We start from the raw sequence: 22,005 nt of genomic DNA, 5'->3' as shown, positions 1-22,005 counted from the left end.
CCGAGGCTGAGGGATATCCATCAGCGCGCCGAGGGACGGCCCTCACGCCCGTCAGGGATATCAGTGAGCTACGCTAAGGGATATTCCTCAGCGCAGCTAACGTTTGGAGGGTCGCCCCTGTAGGGCTCTGTCGTCGGGTGCAATCTCCTACCCAGGGTTTGGTCGCCCTTGCAGGGCTACGCACCCTGGGCTTTGAAAAGGGTCGCCCCGCTGGGGCTTACCTCGCCGCCAGGCAACTAGCCAAGGGGCTCGACTATCGGGGCATAATACCTCACCCCGCACTACATGGGATAAAAGGGCCGCGCTGTGGAAAAGGGCCGTGCTGTGGGTCTCCCCCCCCGCAGGGCTTCGGGATTGCAGCCCCGGACTTACCCCAACGGCCGTGCAAGCCCCTATAGGGGCGATCCCTCCCCAAAGCCCAGGGTGCGTAGCCCTGCAAGGGCGACCAAACCCTGGGTAAACCATCGCAAATAATACAGAGCCCTACAGGGGGCTTGGGCTCAGGACGAGATGCCATCGAGCTAGGCATCAGGATGCTGTAAGGCATAGGTTTCCCCAAAAGGACAGACGCACTGGCTGAGCACGCCGCAGCCTCGCGCCAGGCGGATAGACGCACTCGCTGAGCGCGCTGCCGCCTTACTCCAGCAGGAAGGATAAGCCCCTATAGGGGCGACCCCTACAAAGCCCAGGGTGCGTAGCCCTGCAAGGGCGACCAAACCCTAGGTAAGCCACAGCAAATAATACAGAGCCCCGCAGGGGGCTTGGGCTCAGGACGAGATGCCATCGAGCTGGGCATCAGATGCTGTAAGGCATGGGCTTCACCAAAAGGACAGACGCACTGGCCGAGTGCGCTGCGACCTTGCTCCAGCGGATAGACGCACTCGCTGAGCGCACTGCTAGCTTACTCCAGCGGGAAGGATAAGCCCCTATAGGGGCGACCCCTACAAAGCCCAGGGTGCGTAGCCCTGCAAGGGCGACCAAACCCTGGGTTAGCCACAGCAAATAATACAGAGCCCTGCAGGGGGCTTGGGCTCAGTACGAGATGCCATCGAGCTGGGCATCAGATGCTGTAAGGCATAGGTTTTCCCAAAAGGACAGACGCACTGGCCGAGCACGCTGCGGCCTTGCGCCAGGCGGATAGACGCACTCGCTGAGCGCGCTACTAGCTTACTCCAGCGGGAAGGATAAGCCCCTATAGGGGCGACCCCTACAAAGCCCAGGGTGCGTAGCCCTGAAAGGGCGACCAAACCCTGGGTAAGCCACAGCAAATAATACAGAGCCCTGCTGGGGCGACCCCTCGATATATCCTATGCCGCCTCCTTCGCCTCTCTGGCTTGCGAGAAGGCTCGCCCTACTAAGGCCTAGGCTTCATAAAAGCCACAGGGGGAAGGGCTCGAGCCCTTCCCCCTGTGGATCTAAGAGGTATCTGTGCGGTCTAGGCCGCACTGCTGTGAGGCTAGCGCTGGCGGCGGCCACGCCCCTTGCTGGGGGCCTTGTGGCTGCGCGCGCCCTTATCCTTACCCTTGCCACCCGAGCGGCTGCCGCCCTTACCACGGGCATACATCCCGCGGCGCGGCGCCTCGTCCTCCGCTCCTGCGAGGACGAAGTCCAGCTGCTTGCGTTCGAGGTTGGCCTGCGCTACGGTCACCTCGAGGCGATCGCCGAGGCGGTAGCGGCGCCCCGTATGGCGCCCCACGAGGCAATAGTTAGCCTCGTCGTACTCGTAGTAGTCATCCGTCAGCTCACGTGCGGGGATGAGCCCCTCGCACTTGTTCTCCTCCAGCTCGACATAGATGCCCCAGTCGGCCAGCCCCGTGACGATGCCCCAGAACTGCTGCCCGAGGCGGGGGATCATGTACTCGACCTGCTTGTACTTGATCGAGGCGCGCTCGGCATTAGCCGCCAGCGACTCCATCTCAGAGGAGTGGTCGCAACGCTCCTCGGCACGGCCGAGGTCAGCACTGCGCTTGCCCTCGATGAGGTAGCGCGTCAGGAGACGGTGCACCATGAGGTCAGGGTAGCGGCGTATGGGCGAGGTGAAGTGCGTGTAGCTCTCGAAGCCAAGGCCGTAGTGCCCGATGTGGGTCGTCGTATAGCGCGCCTTGGCCATAGAGCGGATGGCGAGCATGGAGATCATCGCCTCCTCGGGGCGCCCCTTGATGGCGGCGAGCAGCTCGTTGAGGCTCCGAGCCACAGCCTCACCCCCACCCTGCCAGCGCAGCTGGTAGCCGAAGGGACGGACGAAGTCGGCCAGACTATGCAGCTTCTCCTCGTCGGGCGCCTCGTGGACACGGTAGACGAAGGTCGGCGCCTTGCCCTCGTGGCGCAGCGGCGGCTGAATGTCGCGGCGCGTAGCATCGGCGATGCGCTCGGCGACGGTGCGATTGGCCAGCAGCATGAACTCCTCGATGAGCTGGTGGGCGGGCTTGCTCTCCTTGATGATCACCTCCAGCGGACGCCCCTCGGCGTCGAGCTCGAAGCGTACCTCAGGGCGGTCAAAGGCGATACTACCGCGCTCGAAGCGCCGAGCACGCAGCTGCTGCGCCAGGCGGTGCAGCGTGAGCACGGCCTCGGCATGGTCGCCCTGCCCGCTCTCGATAATCTCCTGCGCCTCCTCGTAGGTGAAGCGGCGCTGGCTGCGGATGACGCTGCGCGTGATGCGCGCGCCGTGGAGGCGCGCCTCAGCGTCCAGCTCGAAGACGCAGCTATAGGCGTACTTGTCCTCGTCGGGGCGCAGCGAGCAGAGGTAGTTGCTCAGGCGCTCGGGGAGCATGGGGATGGTGCGGTCCACGAGGTAGATGCTCGTGGCGCGGCGGTAGGCCTCCTCGTCGATGAGGCTGCCCTCGGGGACGTAGTGGCTGACATCGGCGATATGCACGCCCACCTCGTAGCGCCCATTAGGTAGGCGGCGGAAGGAAAGGGCGTCGTCGAAGTCCTTGGCATCGCGCGGGTCAATGGTGCAGGTCAGCACCCCGCGGAAGTCCTCGCGGTGCTTCAGCTCCTCGGCGCTGATCTCATCGGTCAGCTCCTCGGCAGCACGCTCTACCTCCTCGGGGTAGCGGTAGGGCAGGCCGAACTCGGCCAAGATGGCGTGCATCTCGGTATCGTTGGCCCCCGCCTCCCCGAGGACGTCGAGGACAATGCCCTTGGGGTTCTTGGCTCGGGGCTCCCAGTCCGTAACCTGCACCAGCACCTTGTCGCGGGCGGTAGCGCCCTTGAGCTTAGCCTCGGGGATGAAGACGTCCTGACGCAGCTCGCGACTGGGCGTGACGAAGAAGGTGAAGCCTCGGGACTGCTGCAGCGTACCTACATAGGTCGCCTGCGCCCGCTCGAGGATCTCGGAGATGCGGGCCCCCTTGAGCTGCCCGCGGCGGGTGCGGTGGCAGCTGAGGACGACGCGGTCGCCATGCAGTGCCGTCGAGAGCCCCCGCTCGTCAAGGGCTATAGGCTCCAGCTCGGGGTCATCGGGGACGAAGCTCGGACGCCCCGCACGGTTGTCGAAGCGCCCCTCCAGGCGTAGCCCCGTCTGCTGCCCCGCACGGACGAAGCGCCCGGGCTCGAGCTCCTGCAGCTCGCCCGCCTCCGAGAGCTCCTGCAGGGCATGGTAGATGGTACGCTTCTGCGCCATGGTGGTCTTACCAAAGGCATAGCATACCTGCTTGTAGGAGAGTACTTGGTCCTCCTGCTCCTCTAGGAGGAGGCGGGTGATGCGCTGTACTTCCTTCTTGGTGATATGGTGTGCGTGGCCGCTGCTCTGCTTGGCATGCTTCGGCCTGGCGATCTTCTTATTCTTACTCATCATTATATATATGTAGTGAAGGGTGGGGAGGGGGTGAGGTGTATCTGTCTGATGAGTAGCGGCGAGGCCGCAGCTAGGGGCTAGCTGCGGCCTCGCGGGACTCGTAGCCCACGAGGGCTAGCCTAGAGGGATGCGGAGGGCAGCCGCTAGAGGACGCTCTCCTCGGGGGGCAGGACCAGCTTGTAGCCCTTGCCGTGGACGTTCTTGATCTCCACGCGCTCATCCTCCTCGAGCATGCGGCGGAGCTTGGTGACGTAGACGTCCATGCTGCGCTGGGTGAAGTCCCCAGCCCCGGGGTCAGACACGCCCCAGATGACGCTGAGGGCGTGGCTACGCTCCAGCGTCTGATTGGCGAACTGACAGAGCAGCGTCAGCAGCTCGCACTCCTTGGTCGTGAGCTTACGCTTGGTCTCCCCGATCTCTAGCGTCTGGCTCGTGACATTGAAGGTGTAGCGCCCTAGATGGTACTCGTGCTGCATGGCACGCGTGCTCTCGCTACGGCTGCGGCGTAGGACAGCCTCGACGCGCAGCAGCAGCTCCTCCATGCTGAAGGGCTTGGCGATATAGTCATCCGCCCCCGAGCGGAAGCCCTCGAGGACATTCTCCCGCATCCCTAGAGCGGTCAGGAAGATGATGGGGACATCCTGCGATACGCTGCGGATGTCCTTGGCCAGCGTGAGGCCGTCACGCTTGGGCATCATGATATCCAGCAGGCAGAGGTCGTAGCGACGGCTCTTGAAGGCCTCCCAGCCCGCGACGCCGTCCGTGCAACGATCGACGACAAACTTCTTGCTCGTCAGCAGCTCCTCGAGGATCAGACCTAGGTTCTCCTCATCCTCGCAGAGCAGTATCCGGATAGACTCGTTCATATAGAGATACAGTTAGAGATACAGTAGCTTGGTGTACTTAGATAATTATCAATGGTGACTGCGCCGCGCCTTAGCCCTAGCTTTGCATGAGGCTAGCGACGCTGGGGGCTTAGCCCTCCTTGACCGTAGGCAGTAGGATGACCATCTTCGTCCCCACGCCCACGACGCTCTCGGGCTGGATGCGCCCACCGCACTGACGGATGACCGAGCTGACGTAGGCCAGCCCTAGGCCGAAGCCGCGCACGTCGTGCTGATTGCCCGAGGTGATGCGGTAGAAGCGCTCGAAGATCTTCCTCAGGTACTTGCGCTCTATCCCCAGCCCATTATCCTCAATGGTGATGCGGATATGGTCGCCCTCGTCGGCCGTGCGTATGGTCAGCTGCAGCGCCACGTCGGGGCGGCTGTACTTGACGGCATTGTCTAGGAGGTTGAAGAAGACATTCTGCAGGTGTACCTGGCTAGCGCGTACCCAGGTCTCGCTGGCCTCTAGGTCGAGGGAGAGGTCGCCTCCCTTCTGCTGCGCGTGGAAGGTATAGATCTCCGCCACGGGTAGCAGCAGCTCGTTGACGTCCAGCGGCTCGAGGGTGAAGCTGCCCGCCCGCCCCTCCAGGAGGGAGAACTGCAGCACACGGTCGATGAGGAACTTGAGGCGCTGCGCCTCGGTCGAGATGATCCCCAGCAGCTGCCGCTGCTTGGGCGTCGTGACGGCTGGGGAAGCCTGCTCGCCGAGGAGCTTATTGGCCAGGATGATCGAGCTGATGGGGGTCTTCAGCTCGTGGGTCATGTTGTTGATAAAGCTGGTGCGCTGCTCCGAGAAGTTGATATCACGGAGCAGGAAGGCCAGCGCGGAGAAGCCCAAGACCAGGACGAGGATCGTCGAGACCAGCCCCGGCAGCGCCAGACTCAGGACCTCGGCCCGCGTCGGCGCTAGGTCGAGCGACACCGCCATATAGGGACGCCCCGACTCGGTGCCGTCGGCTGGGACGAAGAGGTGCTGCTTGACGGTCGTCACCTCCTTCCAGTGGCCCCTGCGCATCTCCTCAGGGTGATACTCGTAGATCAGCTGCCCACGGCCGTCATAGAGCGAGAGGATGAAGGGTCCCTCTAGGTCCTTATCATCGAAGCGCTCTCGGATCAAGCTCTTCAGTAGACGGATATTGACCAGCTGCGGGATGCTGTCGACGGTGTTGACGTCGTAGATGTACTTGAGGATATAGCGGTCGAGGGAGTGCAGCCGAGCGAAGTAGGCGTAGAGCAGCTTGTCGGAGGGCCGGAAGTCCACACGGGTATTGCGCCCGCCCTGCCTATCCTTATTCTTCATCTGCAGGAGCACCTGATCCGAGTCTAGGACACGCTGCACAGCCAGCGTGTCCTGCTTGCTGCGCCGCCAGATGTCTAGGCGGGCGACCTTGCTCTTGTGGAACTCCACGTCGGTGAAGTAGCCGTTCTCCTCGCCCACTCCCTTATTGAGGTAGCGTACCAGCTCGCGCACCTGGAGCTCGTCGGCCACCTCGGCCAGCGCCTCCTTCATCTGCCGACGCATACCCTCCTGCCGCAGCCCCAGGACTCTGTCGTAGTACTGATACTGCACCCAGGTAAGGAGACTATAGGCGGAGATCAAGGCTAGGACAATGACCCAGATAACCTTCTTCTTCATCGGGAGGCGGGGGGACGGTATGCTGCCGCAGTTGCTATGTCGTTCGGCGAATTATCGTTGGCAAAGGTAAAGATTTATCACGACCCTACCTAAAGGGCGCCTGTGCCCTGCCTCCGTCTCGCCCCTCGCCGCACCCCTAGGCGGACGTCAAGTTCGTCACCACCAAGGGCAAGGCTAAGGATAGCGATGCGCTTACCGCCCTGCCCTCACAAGTGGGAGGGAGCGGGAGGATAAGCCCCAGAGCGGCGCGGCTGTAGGGGGAGGCTCCGTGAGGGATATCAGTCAGCGAGCTGAGGGACGGCAGTCAGCGCCGTGAGGGATACCAGTGAGCGAGCTGAGTGATATGGGTAAGCGCGCTGGGGCAAGGCTCCCGCTCGGCTCTTGCTTTATTGCGGCTGAATGCTTAGCTTTGCCTTAGTATTACCCTATGCCTAGATACGACTATGATGGATACCCTTGCTCAGCTCCCCGTGTGGCAGCTGTGGCTGATCGCAGCCTTCTTCCTCTTCGCCCTTGAGATCGTGACGCCGGGCTTCGTGCTGGCTTGCTTCGGAATGGGAGCCCTGCTGGCTATCCCCGCAGCACTCTTCGGCTGGAGCTGGCTGGTACAGGTCATCTGCTTCTGCGCTGGGAGTCTCGTGGCGCTGTGGCTGCTGCAGCCGCTGATGTGCCGCTGGTTCCGCGCACACGACGCCAAGACGGGAATGGATGCCCTCATTGGGCGTCGCGTCTTCGTCCGCGAGCGTATCGAGCCGGGCGATCAAGGTGGTCGCGTCGCTGTCGATGGTGACGTGTGGCGCGCTGTCTCCGAGGGCAGCGAAGCACTAGAGGCTGGCCGCGAGGTGCGCATCACGGGCTATCAGAGCGTCGTCCTCATCGTCGAGCCCCTCTCCAAGTAACCCTCTCGAAGCGGGCTAAGCAGCCTGGCCGCGCCTTGAACCAAGGAGCGGCCGAGGTCTTCGCCTAGCCCTCCCCACGCGCACGTACCCTTGTCCCTACATTCTTAAACCCTATACACGCCTATGCCTATCGAACTGATCATTCCCATCGCCCTAGCGCTGCTGGTCATCTACACCATCTTCAAGGGGCTCTGCATCGTGCAGCAGTCGCAGACCGTCATCATCGAGCGCCTTGGGAAATACTACCGTACCCTCAGCTCAGGGGTCAACATCATCATCCCCTTCATCGACCGTCCCCGCCCCATGCGCTGGCGCTACACCATCCCCGCAGGCAATGGGCAGACGCTGGTACGCTTCACCGAGATCACCAACATCGACCTGCGTGAGACCGTCTACGACTTCCCCCGCCAGAGCGTCATCACCAAGGACAACGTCGTCACCGAGATCAACGCGATCCTCTACTTCCAGATCGTCGACCCCATGCGCGCCATGTATGAGATCCAGAACCTCCCTGACGCGATCGAGAAGCTGACCCAGACGAGTCTGCGTAACATCATCGGGGAGATGGACCTCGACGAGACCCTCACCAGCCGTGACACCATCAACAACAAGCTCCGCGCCATCCTCGACGAGGCCACGAACAAGTGGGGGGTCAAGGTCAACCGCGTAGAGCTCCAGGACATCGACCCGCCCCGCGAGATCCGTGATGCCATGGAGAAGCAGATGCGTGCCGAGCGTGACAAGCGCGCCCAGATCCTCAATGCCGAGGGGCAGAAGGAGGCCACTATTCGCGAGTCCGAGGGACGTATGCAGCAGGCTATCAACCACGCCGAAGGGGAGCGCCAGGCCCAGGTGCTGCACGCCAAGGCCGAGGCCGAGGCGAAGCTGCTGACGGCTCAGGCTGAGGCCGAAGCCATCCGCAAGATCGCTGCCGCCGTAGAGGGCTCAGGGGCCAACCCCTCGCAATACCTCATCGCCGTGCGCTATCTGGAGACGCTCAAGGAAATGACTTCGGGTCAGAACAACAAGACCGTCTACCTCCCCTACGAGGCCTCCGGCATCCTCTCCTCCCTCGGAGGGATCAAGGACCTCCTGAAGTAGACCCGCCCGCGGCCTTGATCGTCTCACACTAGAGCGCCGCTATGAGCCGTTATAGGGATGGAGCCGCAGCCTCGTGCTAGCTGCTCCATCCCTTCCTTTTATTAACCACCTACCGCGTCCCTGCTTATGGAACAAAGCTACATCCTCAACGACCAAGACAAGCTAGAACTCATCGCCCGTACCGCCTTCGAGCGCAGCCAGCCCCGTCATCAGGAGGGCCTACGCCACCTGCGCCTCTTGGCCTCCACCTTAATCCCCATTAGCGCATGAGCCAGCTTCACACCCCCATCATAGCCCCCTCGCTCCTGGCGGCGGACTTCCTCCACCTGGACAAGGCCGTCGAGCTCATCAACGATAGCGAGGCCGACTGGCTACACATCGACGTGATGGATGGCGTCTTCGTCCCCAACATCTCCTTTGGCTTCCCCATCCTCGAGGCGATCCGTCCGCACATCCGCAAGCCGCTGGACGTGCACCTGATGATCGTCGAGCCGATGAAGTTCGTCCGTGAGCTCGCCGCCCTCGGCGTGGACACGATGAACGTCCACTACGAGGTCAGCCCCCATCTGCACCGCTCCCTCGGCGCCATCCGCGACGCGGGGATGAAGGCCGCCGTGACGCTCAACCCGCATACCCCCGTAGAGCTACTCGGCGACGTGCTGGGTGAGCTGGACATGGTACTGCTGATGAGCGTCAACCCCGGCTTTGGCGGTCAGCGCTTCATCCCGCAGACGGTGGACAAGGTGCGCCGCCTCCGTCGCATGATCGACGAGCGCGGGCTAAGCACCCTCATCGAGGTCGACGGCGGGGTCAATGCCAAGACGGGCGCCGAGCTCGTCGCCGCTGGAGCCGACGCCCTCGTAGCTGGCAGCTACGTCTTCGCCCATGAGGATCCACGCGCAGCCATCCACAGCCTCAAGGTACTGGCGCCTCAGACGAAGTAGCAGCGTCCCTCAGGGGCTCGGCGCCGTGCCTAGCCTCCTCAGGCGCAGCCTAGAGCGTGGCCTCCTCGGGCAGCTGTGGGACCGCTGGGGGCGCAGCCCCGCGGTGCAGCTCCTCGCGTGCCTCCTCCTCGGCTACCTCTCCTATTACGCTTATCCCCACCCTCAGCTGGCCCTCGGGCTCGCTGGGGGTGGGCTTTTGCTTTTAGTCCTCGGGCGGCACCTCGGGGCTTGGCGCTGGGGCGGCCTACTGAGAGGGCTGCTACTGCTGCTCTGCCTGCTACTGGCGCGGCTGCACTACGGCGCGCGCCTCACCGAGCTCCAGCAGCCCACTCCTCTACGGGGCAGCTACGTCCGCGCCCAGCTCCTTGCCCCTAGCGACCAAGCCCACTCTGGCCGTGCCCTTCTTAGGCTCGCACTGCTCCCCGAGCCCGTCTCGGGAGCGAAGGAGCCCCAAGCGACGGCGGTGCCAAGCCCGAGTGGTCACTGGCTGCTGGAGCTCGATCTCGGGGACGAAGCGCCTCGCGTCGGGGATACGCTCCTGCTGCGTCTAGGACGGATGCGCGGGCTCGGGGACTATAGGGGTACGGTGGGCGAAGGCTATGCCCGCTACCTCCTCAGCCAAGGCCTCTCGGGACGGGGGCACGGCGAAGTGCTGGCGCTCAGTCGCTGCAGCAGTGCGCGGCTCCTCACCACACAGCCGCGGCTCGCCCTCGAGCGGCTCAGAGAGACCATCTACCTAAGAGCCTCCGAGCTTCCCCTAAGTCCCTACACACGGCAGCTAGCCCTGGGGATGAGCCTCGGGGCGCTCCGCCACGACGCCGAGGGGCGGCAGCTGCGGGAGGACTTTGTCGCCGTGGGGGCAGCCCAACTGCTGGCGGTGAGCGGCTTCCATCTGGCGCTCGTCGTCGGGCTACTCTCCCTACTGCTGGGCTATGTATCGGGGCTCAGTGCGCGCCCACGGCTTCGCTGGGGACTGCTCCTGGTGGGTGCCTGGAGCTTCAGCCTCCTCACGGGGGCAAGCATCCCCACGATACGTGCCGCCTTGATGCTGAGCCTCTACCTCGGGGCGAAGTTCCTCGGGCGGCCGCCTTCGCTGCCCGAGATCTTCGCCTGGCCGCTCATCCTGCAGCTCCTGTGCCTTCCCGAGAGCCTCCACAGCGCAAGCCTCGTGCTGAGCTATGTGGCGATGCTGGCCATCTACCTCTTCTACGGCCCGATCTACCGCAGCGTGGGACGGCTGCAGCTGCGGCCGCTGGCCTGGATGTGGGGCGTGCTGGCGATGAGTCTGGCGGTGCAGCTGCTACTCTTCCCGCTCTCGCTGCAGCTCTTCGGCCGCAGCTCGCTGGGCTTCCTGCTGAGCGCCCTCCCGCTGACGGCTGCGGCCTGCCTCTTGATCCCGAGCTTCCTAGGATGCCTCCTGTTGCAGCTGCTGGGGCTGCCGACGGCGTGGCTCAGCGCCTTCGTAGAATACCTAGGCACATCCGTTCGTCAGCTCACCGAAGGCCTTAGCCTCGAGGCCCTACAGCTCCGCTATCACCTCCCCCTCTGGGCGCTGCTCCTCTACTACGCCCTCCTCGCCCTCGGCCTCCTGAGTCTTGCCCTCCTGCGGGAGCAGCGTGCCCGCCTCTAGCCGCCCAGGCCTTCCCTCACCTTAGAGTAAGGTAGGCGCAGCCCCATGACCCTCTCATGGAGCCACGGCTACGGCTTTTTGTGCCCCTTCCCTCTAAGTTTCTCCGCCTTTACCCCTAAGGGGCACCCTCGCTGACCGATATCCCTCAGCGCCGTGAGTGCCGTCAGTCAGACGGCTGAGAGGTATCAGTCAAGTCGCTGAGGGATAAGGGGAACGAGGGGCTTAGTTTGGGCGGCGTACGGCGAGGGCTTGGGCAGAGCGGGAGGGAGGTGAAGAGTGGGGACAGCGCAGAGAGAAAGAAGGGGACGGCGCGGAGTGGATCGAGGCGGGGATTTGGATTATTGTAAAGAATTACTAACTTTGCGCTCAAGCACCCTCCCCGAGGGGCTATCAAAAAGCAGACAGACAAGAATGATCACGACTCAGCTCATTAACATTTGGCGCCGAATGTCTATGTGTATGTATCATACGCATAGTGCCTCCGCGTTGCCTCATGTGAGCTGATCGATATGCCCCCCTAGGGTGTAGTCAACCGATACATACAGAAGCTCCTTTGTGGTGACCAACCACAGAGGAGCTTCTCTTTTATCCCTCACCCATCCGCAAGCAACATTCACTTAATACCCAGCTAAGCAATGAGAAAAAGCCTACTCTATCTCTTACTCCTGGCCTCAAGCGCCGCAGGAGCACTAGCTCAGCAAAAGCAGATCACCGTCTCTGGGGTGGTGATCGCGAGCAATGATCGTGAACCCGTGATCGCGGCCAGCGTAGTCGCCACGGAGCACCCCAAGGTCGGCGTCCTTACGGACACGGAGGGGAAGTTCTCCTTCAAGGTACCCGCAGGCACCAAGAGCCTCACCGTCTCCAGCATCGGCTATATCTCGCAGCGCGTCAACCTCACGGGGCAGCCCCTGCGCGTCACCCTACGTGCCGAGGAGCGCGTGGTAGATAATGTCGTGGTCGTGGCCTATGGACGCCAGTCCAAGAACTCCTTCACGGGCTCCGCCGCCCGCGTCTCGGTTGAGGAGCTGAACCGTAAGAGCACCTCCAACCTCACCACCGCCCTGCAGGGCGCCTCGCCTGGCGTGCAGGTCTTCACCACCACGGGGCAGCCTGGCGCCAACGCCACGGTACAGATCCGCGGTATCGGTTCGGTGAACTCCAATACCGCTCCGCTCTACGTCGTCGACGGCGTCCCCTACGAGCTCAACCTCGGTGGGCTCAACCTCGCGGATGTCGAGTCGATGACCGTGCTCAAGGACGCCTCCGCCACCGCTCTCTATGGGGCACGCGCGGCCAACGGCGTCGTCCTAATCACCACGCGCCAGGGACAGGCAGGCAAGATCACCTTCGACGCCGAGCTCAAGGCAGGGGTCAACAAGCGCCTCATCCCCCTCTATGACGTCATCAACAGCCCCGAGGACTTCCTCGAGGTGGCTTATCAGAGCGTCAAGAACAAGTATGAGTACTTCGGTCTCAAGAACTCGCTGGCCTCGGCCTACAGCTCGCCCCGCACACGCTTCGCCGATGGCAAGAGCGCTGCCGACGCCCCACAGAGCGCTGCTGACCTACTCTTCTTCGATGGGATCCTCGCCAGCGGCGCCGACGCTGCCGCCTCCATCCCCAGCCGCTACAAGCTCTGGGACCTGCCTTCGGGCCAGCTGATCGACGCCCAGACGGGGCGCTTCAACCCCGCCGCCAAGCGCCTCTACACGCCTGAGCGCTGGGAGGACGAGCTCTTCCGCACGGGGCAGTTCAACGAGGCCAACCTCCGCATCTCTGGGGGTAATGACAAGGTCCGCTTCGCCTCCGCCCTCGGCTTCCAGAAGAACGTGGGCTACTACGTAGGCTCGGACTTCAAGCGTCTCAGCCTGCGCAACAACCTGACGGCGAACCTCAGCAAGGACCTCAAGGCCACCATCGGCCTATCCTATGCCAGCACTACGACCAATGACCCCGGGCAGGGCACGACGGACTCCAACGGCTTCCAGTGGGTCTACGGCACGCCCAGCATCTTCCCCGTCTTCCAGCACGACCCCGTCACGGGCAAGCGTGTCCCCGACCCCAAGCTCGGTGGCGCCGATGCCTACGACTTCGGGGAGTACGATGGCGTATCGCGTCCCTTCCGTGGGGGGATCAACCCCGCAGGCTCGACGCGTCTGGACAAGCAGCAGGCCTCGCGTGACTTCCTCACCTCCAACATCAGCCTCGAGTACCGCTTCCTCCAGGACTTCAAGCTCGCCATCAACTACGGCCTACAGTTCCAGGCCTACCGTCAGGGACGTCTAGCGAACCCCCTCTACGGCGATAGCAAGAACGTAGGGAGCATCACGCAGAACCGTAACATCCTGCACACGCATACGCTCAACCAGATCCTCTCCTGGGGCCGTGCCTTCGGGGACCACCACCTCGACGCCTTCATCGCCCACGAGAGCAGCGAGCAGGAGAACGACCTGATGAGTGCCCAGCGCAAGAAGGTCGTCAAGGGCAACGTCCTCGACCTCAACGACGGGCTCATCAACGAGAGCTCGGCCTCCTACCGACTGACCAATGCCATCGAGAGCTACTTCGGTCAGCTGCGCTACGACTACGATAATCGCTACTACCTGAGTGCCTCGCTGCGCCGCGACGGCTCCTCGCGCTTCGCCGACGGCCACCGCTGGGGCACCTTCGGCTCGGTAGGGGCTGCCTGGATCGCCAGCCGTGAGTCCTTCCTCTCCTCCGCTAGCTGGATCAACAACCTGAAGTTCAAGGCCAGCTATGGCGTACTAGGGAACCAAGATCTATCCCTTGGCTACAGCTCATACACGCCCGACTATTACCTCTACACGGACCTCTACGACCTGACGGATGCGCAAGGCGAGCCCTCCTTCTCCTTCTACTCTAAGGGGAACCCAAACCTCAGCTGGGAGCTCTCCCACACCTTCAATATCGGGCTCGAGTCACGCCTGCTGGATCGATTAGAGTTCAACCTGGACTTCTTCATCAAGAAGACCAGCAACATGCTCTTCAACGCCCAGACGCCTCCCTCCCTCGGCTACAGCAAGCTCCCCGTCAATGATGGCGAGCTGAGCAATAGAGGCCTTGAGCTCGAGCTGCGCTACGAGGCAATCAAGACCAAGAACGTCGAGCTGACGATCAATGCCAACGGCGGCTACTATGCCAATAGGATCGACCTCATGTCCAAGGACCCCGCTACCGACGCTCCTAAGCACTACGAGATCCAGGGCTCCTATGCCTACAAGCAGGGCCACTCGCTGCGTGACTTCTACCTCCGCTCCTGGAGAGGTGTCAACGACAAGGGCCTCCCCCAGTGGAAGAGCTATACGCAGCAGGTCGACGGCAAGGACGTCTACGTCACCGACCTAGAGAAGTACCTGCAGGACGGCGGGGATGTCTCGAAGCTGACCGAGGGCGTGACGACCGACTACAGCTCGGCCGTACGTGAGTTCGTCGGCAAGTCTGCCATCCCCAACTTCGTCGGGGGCTTCGGCTTCGACCTGCGCGTCCAGCGCTTCCGCCTGAGCACAAGCTTCACCTACGGCCTCGGCGGATACGGCCTCGACCTGGCGTACGCTGGGCTGATGAAGTCGGGGGCACGCATCGGGGAGACCAACTACCACAAGGATATCCTGAACTCCTGGACGCCTGAGAACAAGGGCAGCGACCTGCCCATCCTGGCTAGCGACCAGACGGAGCTTCGCTACGTCAGCAACGCCTCCACGCGCTTCCTGACCAGCCGCAGCTTCCTCAACCTCACCAATGCCCGCATCAGCTACGACGTGCCCAAGGCACTGCTGGAGCGTGCTGGTATCGGCAGTGCTACCGTCTACCTCAGCGGGGACAACCTCTTCCTGCTGACCGCTCGCCGAGGCTATGCCTCTATGAGCAGCACCACAGGCTCCTCCAGCGCTCAGCGCTACCTCCCCGTATCCAGCATTGTCGCAGGGGTGCAGCTGCACTTCTAGGCTCGACACTAGGTCTCACCGACTAATGAAGACAACAGACTATGACCAAGAAGACTAAGAATAGCCTCGTACTGCTAGCCCTCGGCGCTAGCCTCCTGAGCTCCTGCGGCAAGGGTTTCCTCGAGAAGGAGCCCTCGCAGATCTTCTCCCCTGGGCAGATCCAGAAGGCTGCGGAGTGGAATGACCAGGTGGGTGTCGGCTACCTCAATGCCGTCATCGCTACCTTCTACGAGCCCAACCAGTCGCAGGACGGAGACCACAACGACTTCGCCCAGAAGGCTCTCGACATCAACACAGACCTCCTCTCGGGGGATATGGAGATGCCGACCACGAGCCGTGGGTGGTTCAAGGACGCGGCCTCGCTGCAGATCAATACGACCAACAGCAACACCAACTCCCAGATCTGGAACTTCAGCTACCGTACCGTACGCGCGGCCAACAGCTTCTTCCAGGGCCTCGGCTCGGACAAGGAGCTCTCCAGCACCATCAGCAAGGCCAACAAGGCGGCCTGGGGGCAGGCTAAGGTACTCCGTGCCGCAGCGCTGCTCAACCTCGCCCACGTCTACGCCCAGCCCTACAGCGCCACGACCAAGAGCCAGCGCGTGCTGCCGCTCTACACCCTCGAGCGCAGCCTCGATGCCGCCAGTGGCCTGGCGACGCTCGAGGAGGTCTACACCCTCATCCTCGAGGATCTCGTGGCTGGTCGCAAGGCCCTCCAGGAGGCGGGCGACCCCGCGCGTAGCAATAAGTCCAAGGTCGACGGCACGGTCGCCACGGGCTTCCTCGCCCGCGCCTACCTCGACCTAGGGCGCTACCAGGAGGCCTACGACGAGGCCAAGAAGGTCATCGACGCGGGTCAGTACCCCTTGATCCCCGCCTCCGAGATCGATGCTACGGGCTTCCGCGACGTCAATACCTCAGAGTTCATCTGGGGCGTGGACATCACCAAGGAGACGACGGGCGGCCTACAGAGCTTCTGGGGGCACATGGACATCTACACCTACAGCTACGCCTGGGCAGGGGATGCCAAGGTGATCAACCAGCTGCTGCAGGAGCAGATCCCCAGCTACGACGTACGTGCCAAGTGGTTCGACAATCGCGGCTACCCTACGGGTAAGTTCTACTCCACGACCAAGCCCAAGCTCGGTGCAGACCGTCAGTGGCTCAATGACATCATCTTCATGCGCACGGCCGAGCTCTACCTCATCGCCAGCGAGGCCGCTGCGCGCAAGGGCGATGCGAGCGCTGCGAAGACCGTCCTCAAGGCGCTGCTCAAGGAGCGCACCGAGCCCGCGAAGCTGGCCGCCGCAGAGGATCATATCGACCAGCTGACGGATGCGCAGCTCCTCGACGAGATCTACTACCAGTGGCGTATCGAGCTCTGGGGTGAGGGCTTCGCACTGCAGGTACTCAAGCGCTTCCAGAAGAATCAGATCCGTACGACGCGCTCGGCACAGCTCACCAACCAGACCATCCCCTATACGGATCCTCGCCTGACGCTGTCTATTCCCCAGTCCGAGCTCTCCAATAACACCAAGGCCCGCCAGTAGGCCCTAGCGGCTTCCTCCGCCTGCCTCCACGCTGAGGCGAGACGTCAGAGACAGCCCCCGACCAAGCGACGCGCGCCCGTAGACCACGGAGGTCTGCGGGCGCGCGTCTTGCTTGAAGCGAGACGGAGCGAGCCGAAGGGTAAGGCGCACGAAGCGCGACCGTCTTACCCCGCCCCGCTGAGGGATATCCCTCAGCCACCGTCACCGATATCCCTCACGTCCGCCATGGTCGTCCCTCAGCGCGCTGACTGATATCTCTCAGGCTCAGCCACCGATATTCCTCACGCCCCCTCCCCTACGTAGCAGCCTTAGCCCCATCTATGATAAGGGTCGCCCCTGTAGGGCTCTTGGTTCTTATTCGCTCTGCTACCCAGGGTTTGGTCGCCCTTGCAGGGCTACGCACCCTGGGCTTTGACTGGGTCGCCCCGCTGGGGCTGGCACAGCCGTTAAACCTTTCTTCCAAGCGCGGTTGGGGAGGTACTCCCGCCTTGCTTCCTTCCAGCTGGCAGCCGTTAAGCCTTTCTTCCAAGCGCGGTTGGGGAGGTACTCCCGCCTTGCTTCCTTCCAACTGGCAGCCGTTAAGCCTTTCTTCCAAGAGCGGTTGGGGATGTACTCCTACCGTGCTTCTACCCAGCTTGTAGACAAGGGAGCAAAGCCCCTATAGGGGCGATCCCTCCAAAGCCCAGGGTGCGTAGCCCTGCAAGGGCGACCAAACCCTGGGTAGCGGAGGGAATAAAAAAACAAAGAGCCCTACAAGGGCGACCCTCCTAGCGGAGCGGCGAGCTGTAGCACGATAAAGCATATTCGGGGAGCGTACGAGCTGCCTCGCACCCCAACTGGCACAGCCGTTAAACCTTTCTCCCAAGCGCGGCTGGGGATGTACTCCCGCCTTGCTTCCTTCCAGCCTGTAGACAAGGGAGCAAAGCCCCTATAGGGGCGATCCCTCCAAAGCCCAGGGTGCGTAGCCCTGCAAGGGCGACCAAACCCTGGGTAGCGGAGAGAATAAAAAAACAAAGAGCCCTGCAAGGGCGACCAAACCCTGGGGAGCAGAGCGAATAAGAACCAAGAGCCCTACAGGGGCGACCCTCCAAACGAAAGGGAGCGTCGTAGCCTAGTGCTGCGACGCCCCCTTGCTTGTACTGGAGGTATCCGCCCTTGTAGGACGCTAAACGATGAGGAGGGGAAAAGGGGCGGCCTTAGCGGCGGGCTAGATCGTCATAACTCGTCTGGAGCAAAGCACGGCCGCGGGCACGCCGCAGTTCGGCTCCCGCGCCCGCCTCCTCGATGCACTGCCCAGTGGCGTTGTCCACCACCGAGTAGCCCGTACTGTCGATATAGGCGAAGCCGTCATTGAAGGTATAGTAGGCGAAGGGATAGCGATAGCTTGTCCCCAGCACATTGCGGCTGAAGGCAAAGCGCTCGGCGCTGAGGCCCAGCTGCGCCAGCAGCGTGGCCGCCAGATCGGTCTGCGTCATCAGTTGGTCGAAACTCCGAGGGCCGCGTAGCGCTCCGCCCAGCCAGAGCATGGGGATGTGGTGGGTGGCGAGGCCGTGGCGCGAACCCGCATCCTCGGCTCGGTGGTAGCCGTGGTCGGCGACGCAGATGATGAGCAGGTCTTGCCACTCGGGGCGCTGCCTGAGGCGGTCAACGAAGCGCCCCAGCTGGGCATCCAGGTAGGCGAAGGCATTGCGCTCCTTGCCCTCGAGGCGCTGATAGGGCACGTCCCAGGGCTCATGGCTGCTTAGGGTCAGCAGGCCGATATGCCAGGGCTTGCCCTTCGGGCGGGAGATGATCTGCTGGTAGACATAGTCGAGGGTCGCCTCGTCATGTACGCCCCAGCTATTGCGCGGGAGCGAGCTGGAGAGCCCCGTGACGTCCGTCACACGCTGGTAGCCCGATCCGAGGAGGTAGCCCTTGGTATTGGTGAAGTTGGCATCCCCGCCGTAGACGAAGTCCGTCGTATAGCCGACGCGCTGCAGCTCCGCCGCGATCCCCGAGAGGCTACGCAGCTGGGCGGGCATCTTCATCACCGAGTGGCGGGGGAAGCTCGGGTAGCCACTGAGCAGGCAGACCGTACCGCGGTCGGTGCGGTAGCTATTGGCATAGCAGCGCTCGAAGCGTACGCCCTCACGCGCCAGACGGTCGAGCTGCGGCGAGACGGCGGCGTCCCCCCCGAAGCTCCCGACGAAGCGCGCACCGAAGCTCTCCATAATAATCAGCAGCACATTGGGGCGCTGCACGCGCAGGAGCGTATCGGTGAGCGGGTCATCCGCCGCAGGATAGAGCCCCGCCACGAGCCGTGCGCGCTCCTCTTCGCCGAAGGCATTGTACTCGGCATCGAGATCCTCGACATGCGCCAGCGAGGAGACGAAGCTAAAGACGGGATTGACGGCGGCGTGGTTGAGCCACGGATCTTGGCTGAAGTAGACTTGGCCTACATTGCTCGTAGACTTGCCCAGCCCCCCGCGTATCGCTACGAAGGAGGGAGCGAGGAGCAGTAGGTAGCCGAGGGCTGCAAGCACTGGGCGCCGCCCCCGCAGCCAGCGCTCCGCACTGCAGCGCTGGAGCATCCAGTACAGCCCCAGCGCTAGGGCGAGGTACAGGAGCAGCGCCGCGAGGATGAAGCCCAGCGAGACGCTCGCCGCGGCAGCAGCAGGGTGATCGAGGTACTGGAAGATCGTCGCGTCGAGCTTGAAGCCCCAGTAGGGGTAGAGCCCCGCGTCGACGAGGAGGATCAGTGGGAGGAGAAGCGCCAGGAAGAGGTGATAGGGACGCAGCAGGCGCCTAGCCGCCACCTCAGGCCTCAGCAGCGAGCCCGCCACCAGCAGCAGCGGGAGCACCAGCAGGTAGCCCAGCACCGCCAGATCGAGGCTGAAGCCGTGCACGAGCACTTGTCCCACCGCGGCGAGCGATAGGGAGGAAGCGGGGGGACGGGTGTAGAGGAGGAAGGCGAGCTTCGCCAGCGCGAAGAGCCCGAGCAGCACACTACTGAGGCAGAGGAGATAGCGAAGGCGTGGGGGGATGCGGTACAGCAGGCGATGAGGCATGGCAGCGGGGATAGGGAAGCGGGCGCCTCGGCGGCGCGCGAGGGACTGGGGCTAGTGCTTGGGCTGCGGCTTCGACTTAGGCAGCGGCGTGACGGGGCTCAGCTGCCCATCGGGTCGGTAGAGGCGGTAGCGCATGACGAAGCCCTCGGGCACGTAGATCTGCAAGCCACTGCCCGCCCAGCGCAGTACGATGAGGCCCGTATGCCGGATGAGCTTCTCGGTGAGCGAGCCGTCGGGGCAGCCCATGCGCGTGGACATCGTCGACCCATCGGAGAGGAAGGTATAGCTGAGGTGATCGGGCGTGCCGTCGCGCTCCAGCTCGAAGCGTCCGCGCAGCAGATGGATGTTGCAGTCCACCTTCATACGCTTGCTCGGGATGAGCTCGATATAGTACTCCTCGGGGTCGTCCTCATGGCGGGGCCGCGGGGCGGTGAACTCATAGGCGCGGTAGCCCTCCTTAGGGGCGCGGCGCTCGAGTTCGGTCGAGGGCTTCAGATCCGTGACGGCACCGACGGCCTTCCAGTATCGGAGGCCTATGGCGACGGAATCACGGGGCTGGAGGACGAGCTGCTGGTTGCCCAAGAGGGGCAGCAGAAGCGGTTCGCCCAGGGCATAGCGGCGGAAGGTCTCGGGGGCATTGGGGCGCAGCGCGCACGAGGTCGGCTGGCTGGCACCCTCGTAGCTGTAGTGATTGATCCCCTGCCAGGGGTCGCTAGAGACGAGGCGCCCCTCGAGGCGGTAGAGGCCTTCGGGATGCTCGTTGCGCACCAGTGGGATGAGCTCGAGGCGGTAGTCGTCCTTGGGCGAGAGCTCACGCAGGCGCACCAGGTGCATACCTTCGGGCAGCGTGGCCTTAGGCTCGTCATAGCGAAGCTCCTGCTCGGGGATGGAGTCGAGCTTATCCTCCTGCCCCTCGCGAGTCGTGCGGCAGCTGCCCGCCACGACGAGTAGGAGCACCATCAGCGTCAGCACGAACGGCTGTGATCTATAGTCCATAGTCTAGCGGTGATCAATCGATTGGGTAGGGCAAAGATAGATAAAAGCCCGAGTACTCCCTCCTGTGACAGTGGGGAGTACTCGGGCTAAGGAGCCTCTAGGCCTTGGCTAAGCTCGGGCGAGCCTTGCCTCTAGGCCTGTGGGTGAAGGGGGATATCGAGGCGGCGGAAGACGGCCGTGATCTTCTCGATCGCGGTGTCGAGCTGCTCGTAGGTGTGCGTGGCCATCAGCGAGAAGCGGATCAGCGTATCCTCGGGAGCGACGGCGGGCGCCACTACGGGATTGACGAAGACGCCCTCGTGGAAGAGCTCTGCCGTCACGCGGAAGGTCTTCTCATTGTCGCGCACGAAGAGGGGGATGATCGGTGTGGACGTGTGCCCGATCTCGAAGCCCAGCTTGCGGAACTTCTCCAGGCAGTAGCGCGTCTTCTCCTGCAGCGCCTCGACTCGCTCTGGCTCACGCAGCATGATCTCCAGGCTCTTGCCTACGGCTGCCGTCGCAGCAGGCGTGCAGCTTGCGCTGAAGATATAGGAGCGGGCGTGGTGGCGGATGTAGTTGATCGTCGTCTTGCTACCGGCGATGAAGCCACCGATAGCAGCGAAGCTCTTACTGAAGGTACCCATGATGAGGTCCACCTTGTCCGTCAGGCCGAAGTAATTACATACGCCACGACCGTGGTCACCCATGACGCCGAAGCCGTGGGCTTCATCGACCATGACCGAGGCCTTGTACTGCTCCGCCAGGCGGCAGATCTCGGGCAGGTTGCACAGGTCACCCTCCATAGAGAAGACACCGTCGACGACGATGAGCTTGATACGCTCGGGGTCGCACTGCTGCAGGCGGCGCTCCAGGGCGGCCATATCGTTGTGCTTGAAGCGAAGGCTCTTGGCGGGCGACAGACGGATACCCTCGATGATGGAGGCATGGTTCAGTGAGTCCCAGATGATGTAGTCCTCACGACCGAGGAGACAGGAGATGACCCCGAGGTTCACCTGGAAGCCCGTCGAGAAGATGATGGCATCTTCCTTACCGGCGAACTCTGCCAGACGCTTCTCCAGGGCGATATGGCTGTCCAGCGTCCCATTGAGGAAGCGGCTGCCTGCACAGCCTGTCCCGTACTTCTCCACAGCCTCGCGGGCTGCGGCCTTCACCTCGGGATGGTTCGTCAGCCCTAGGTAGGAGTTGGATCCGAACATAAGTACCTTCTTGCCGTCAATGATGACCTCGGTATCCTGCTCGCTCTCTATCTTGCGAAAGTAGGGGTATATCCCTGCAGCCTGAGCCTTCTGTGGCTCCGTATAGCTGGATAGTTTCTGCTCTAGTAGATTCATTCTATAGATCCGGATAGCCCGGCTGCCACGGCCCTCGGGCCAGCAGCACAGCGGACTAGCAGCGGGGCAGCCGTATACACATAGGTGGCTGCACAGCGCGTGCTTTGTTAATCACTTTTGGTGTGGCAGCCAGCGGACGTACCCGCTGGAGCCACTTCATAAAATACGGACAAAAGTACACAAAATTGAGGAAAATGAGTCCCTCACCCTCACT

13 protein-coding genes are annotated in these 22,005 nt (G+C 62.9%); 7 read left to right on the top strand and 6 right to left on the bottom strand.

Annotated features, from left to right (window positions below; all coding sequences use genetic code 11):
• Positions 1-1,456: 1,456 nt before the first annotated feature.
• From rnr to J4862_RS08710, 3 genes are all read right to left on the bottom strand, one after another.
• Positions 1,457-3,799: a ribonuclease R gene (gene rnr, locus J4862_RS08720; RefSeq protein ID WP_211789590.1), complete on the bottom strand. Its 2,343-nt coding sequence runs from the start codon at positions 3,797-3,799 to the stop codon at positions 1,457-1,459.
• 146 nt (positions 3,800-3,945) lie between these two features.
• Entirely contained in the window at positions 3,946-4,668 is a 723-nt protein-coding gene (locus J4862_RS08715) for a response regulator transcription factor (protein ID WP_211788699.1), read from the bottom strand.
• A gap of 109 nt (positions 4,669-4,777) precedes the next feature.
• Positions 4,778-6,325, bottom strand: a complete 1,548-nt coding sequence (locus J4862_RS08710) for a HAMP domain-containing sensor histidine kinase (RefSeq protein WP_211788698.1) — start codon at positions 6,323-6,325, stop codon at positions 4,778-4,780.
• Positions 6,326-6,768: 443 nt separating this feature from the next.
• Between J4862_RS08710 and J4862_RS08705 the strand changes: the two genes are divergently transcribed.
• From J4862_RS08705 to J4862_RS08675, 7 genes are all read left to right on the top strand, one after another.
• Complete coding sequence (locus J4862_RS08705) at positions 6,769-7,224, top strand: NfeD family protein (protein ID WP_211788697.1); 456 nt, start codon at positions 6,769-6,771, stop codon at positions 7,222-7,224.
• Positions 7,225-7,347: 123 nt separating this feature from the next.
• Complete coding sequence (locus J4862_RS08700) at positions 7,348-8,325, top strand: SPFH domain-containing protein (RefSeq protein WP_211788696.1); 978 nt, start codon at positions 7,348-7,350, stop codon at positions 8,323-8,325.
• Between the two features lie 126 nt (positions 8,326-8,451).
• Positions 8,452-8,595, top strand: a complete 144-nt coding sequence (locus tag J4862_RS08695) for a hypothetical protein (protein ID WP_211788695.1) — start codon at positions 8,452-8,454, stop codon at positions 8,593-8,595.
• The gene (gene rpe, locus J4862_RS08690) at positions 8,592-9,269 is read left to right on the top strand and encodes a ribulose-phosphate 3-epimerase (protein WP_211788694.1); all 678 of its coding nucleotides are present in this window, start codon (positions 8,592-8,594) and stop codon (positions 9,267-9,269) included. Before J4862_RS08695 ends, rpe begins: the two co-directional genes overlap by 4 nt.
• 25 nt (positions 9,270-9,294) lie before the next feature.
• Positions 9,295-10,899 carry a ComEC/Rec2 family competence protein gene (locus J4862_RS08685; RefSeq protein ID WP_211788693.1) on the top strand — a complete coding sequence of 535 codons (1,605 nt, stop codon included), beginning with the start codon at positions 9,295-9,297 and terminating at the stop codon, positions 10,897-10,899.
• Between the two features lie 635 nt (positions 10,900-11,534).
• Positions 11,535-14,867 carry a SusC/RagA family TonB-linked outer membrane protein gene (locus J4862_RS08680; RefSeq protein WP_211788692.1) on the top strand — a complete coding sequence of 1,111 codons (3,333 nt, stop codon included), beginning with the start codon at positions 11,535-11,537 and terminating at the stop codon, positions 14,865-14,867.
• 41 nt (positions 14,868-14,908) lie between these two features.
• Positions 14,909-16,417 (top strand): RagB/SusD family nutrient uptake outer membrane protein, encoded by a 1,509-nt coding sequence (locus J4862_RS08675; RefSeq protein WP_211788691.1) that lies wholly within the window; start codon positions 14,909-14,911, stop codon positions 16,415-16,417.
• Between the two features lie 1,196 nt (positions 16,418-17,613).
• Here J4862_RS08675 and J4862_RS08670 read toward each other — a convergent pair.
• From J4862_RS08670 to J4862_RS08660, 3 genes are all read right to left on the bottom strand, one after another.
• The gene (locus tag J4862_RS08670) at positions 17,614-19,464 is read right to left on the bottom strand and encodes an LTA synthase family protein (RefSeq protein WP_211788690.1); all 1,851 of its coding nucleotides are present in this window, start codon (positions 19,462-19,464) and stop codon (positions 17,614-17,616) included.
• Between the two features lie 51 nt (positions 19,465-19,515).
• The gene (locus J4862_RS08665; protein WP_211788689.1) at positions 19,516-20,460 is read right to left on the bottom strand and encodes an ecotin family protein; all 945 of its coding nucleotides are present in this window, start codon (positions 20,458-20,460) and stop codon (positions 19,516-19,518) included.
• Positions 20,461-20,591: 131 nt separating this feature from the next.
• On the bottom strand, positions 20,592-21,791 hold the full coding sequence (locus tag J4862_RS08660; RefSeq protein WP_211788688.1) for an aminotransferase class I/II-fold pyridoxal phosphate-dependent enzyme: 1,200 nt from the start codon (positions 21,789-21,791) through the stop codon (positions 20,592-20,594).
• Between the last annotated feature and the right edge of the window lie 214 nt (positions 21,792-22,005).

It is taken from the genome of Porphyromonas sp. oral taxon 275 (assembly GCF_018127745.1).
Classification (GTDB): domain Bacteria; phylum Bacteroidota; class Bacteroidia; order Bacteroidales; family Porphyromonadaceae; genus Porphyromonas.
Note: the sequence above shows the minus strand (reverse complement) of the source record. Positions and strands in the feature narration are given on the sequence as shown.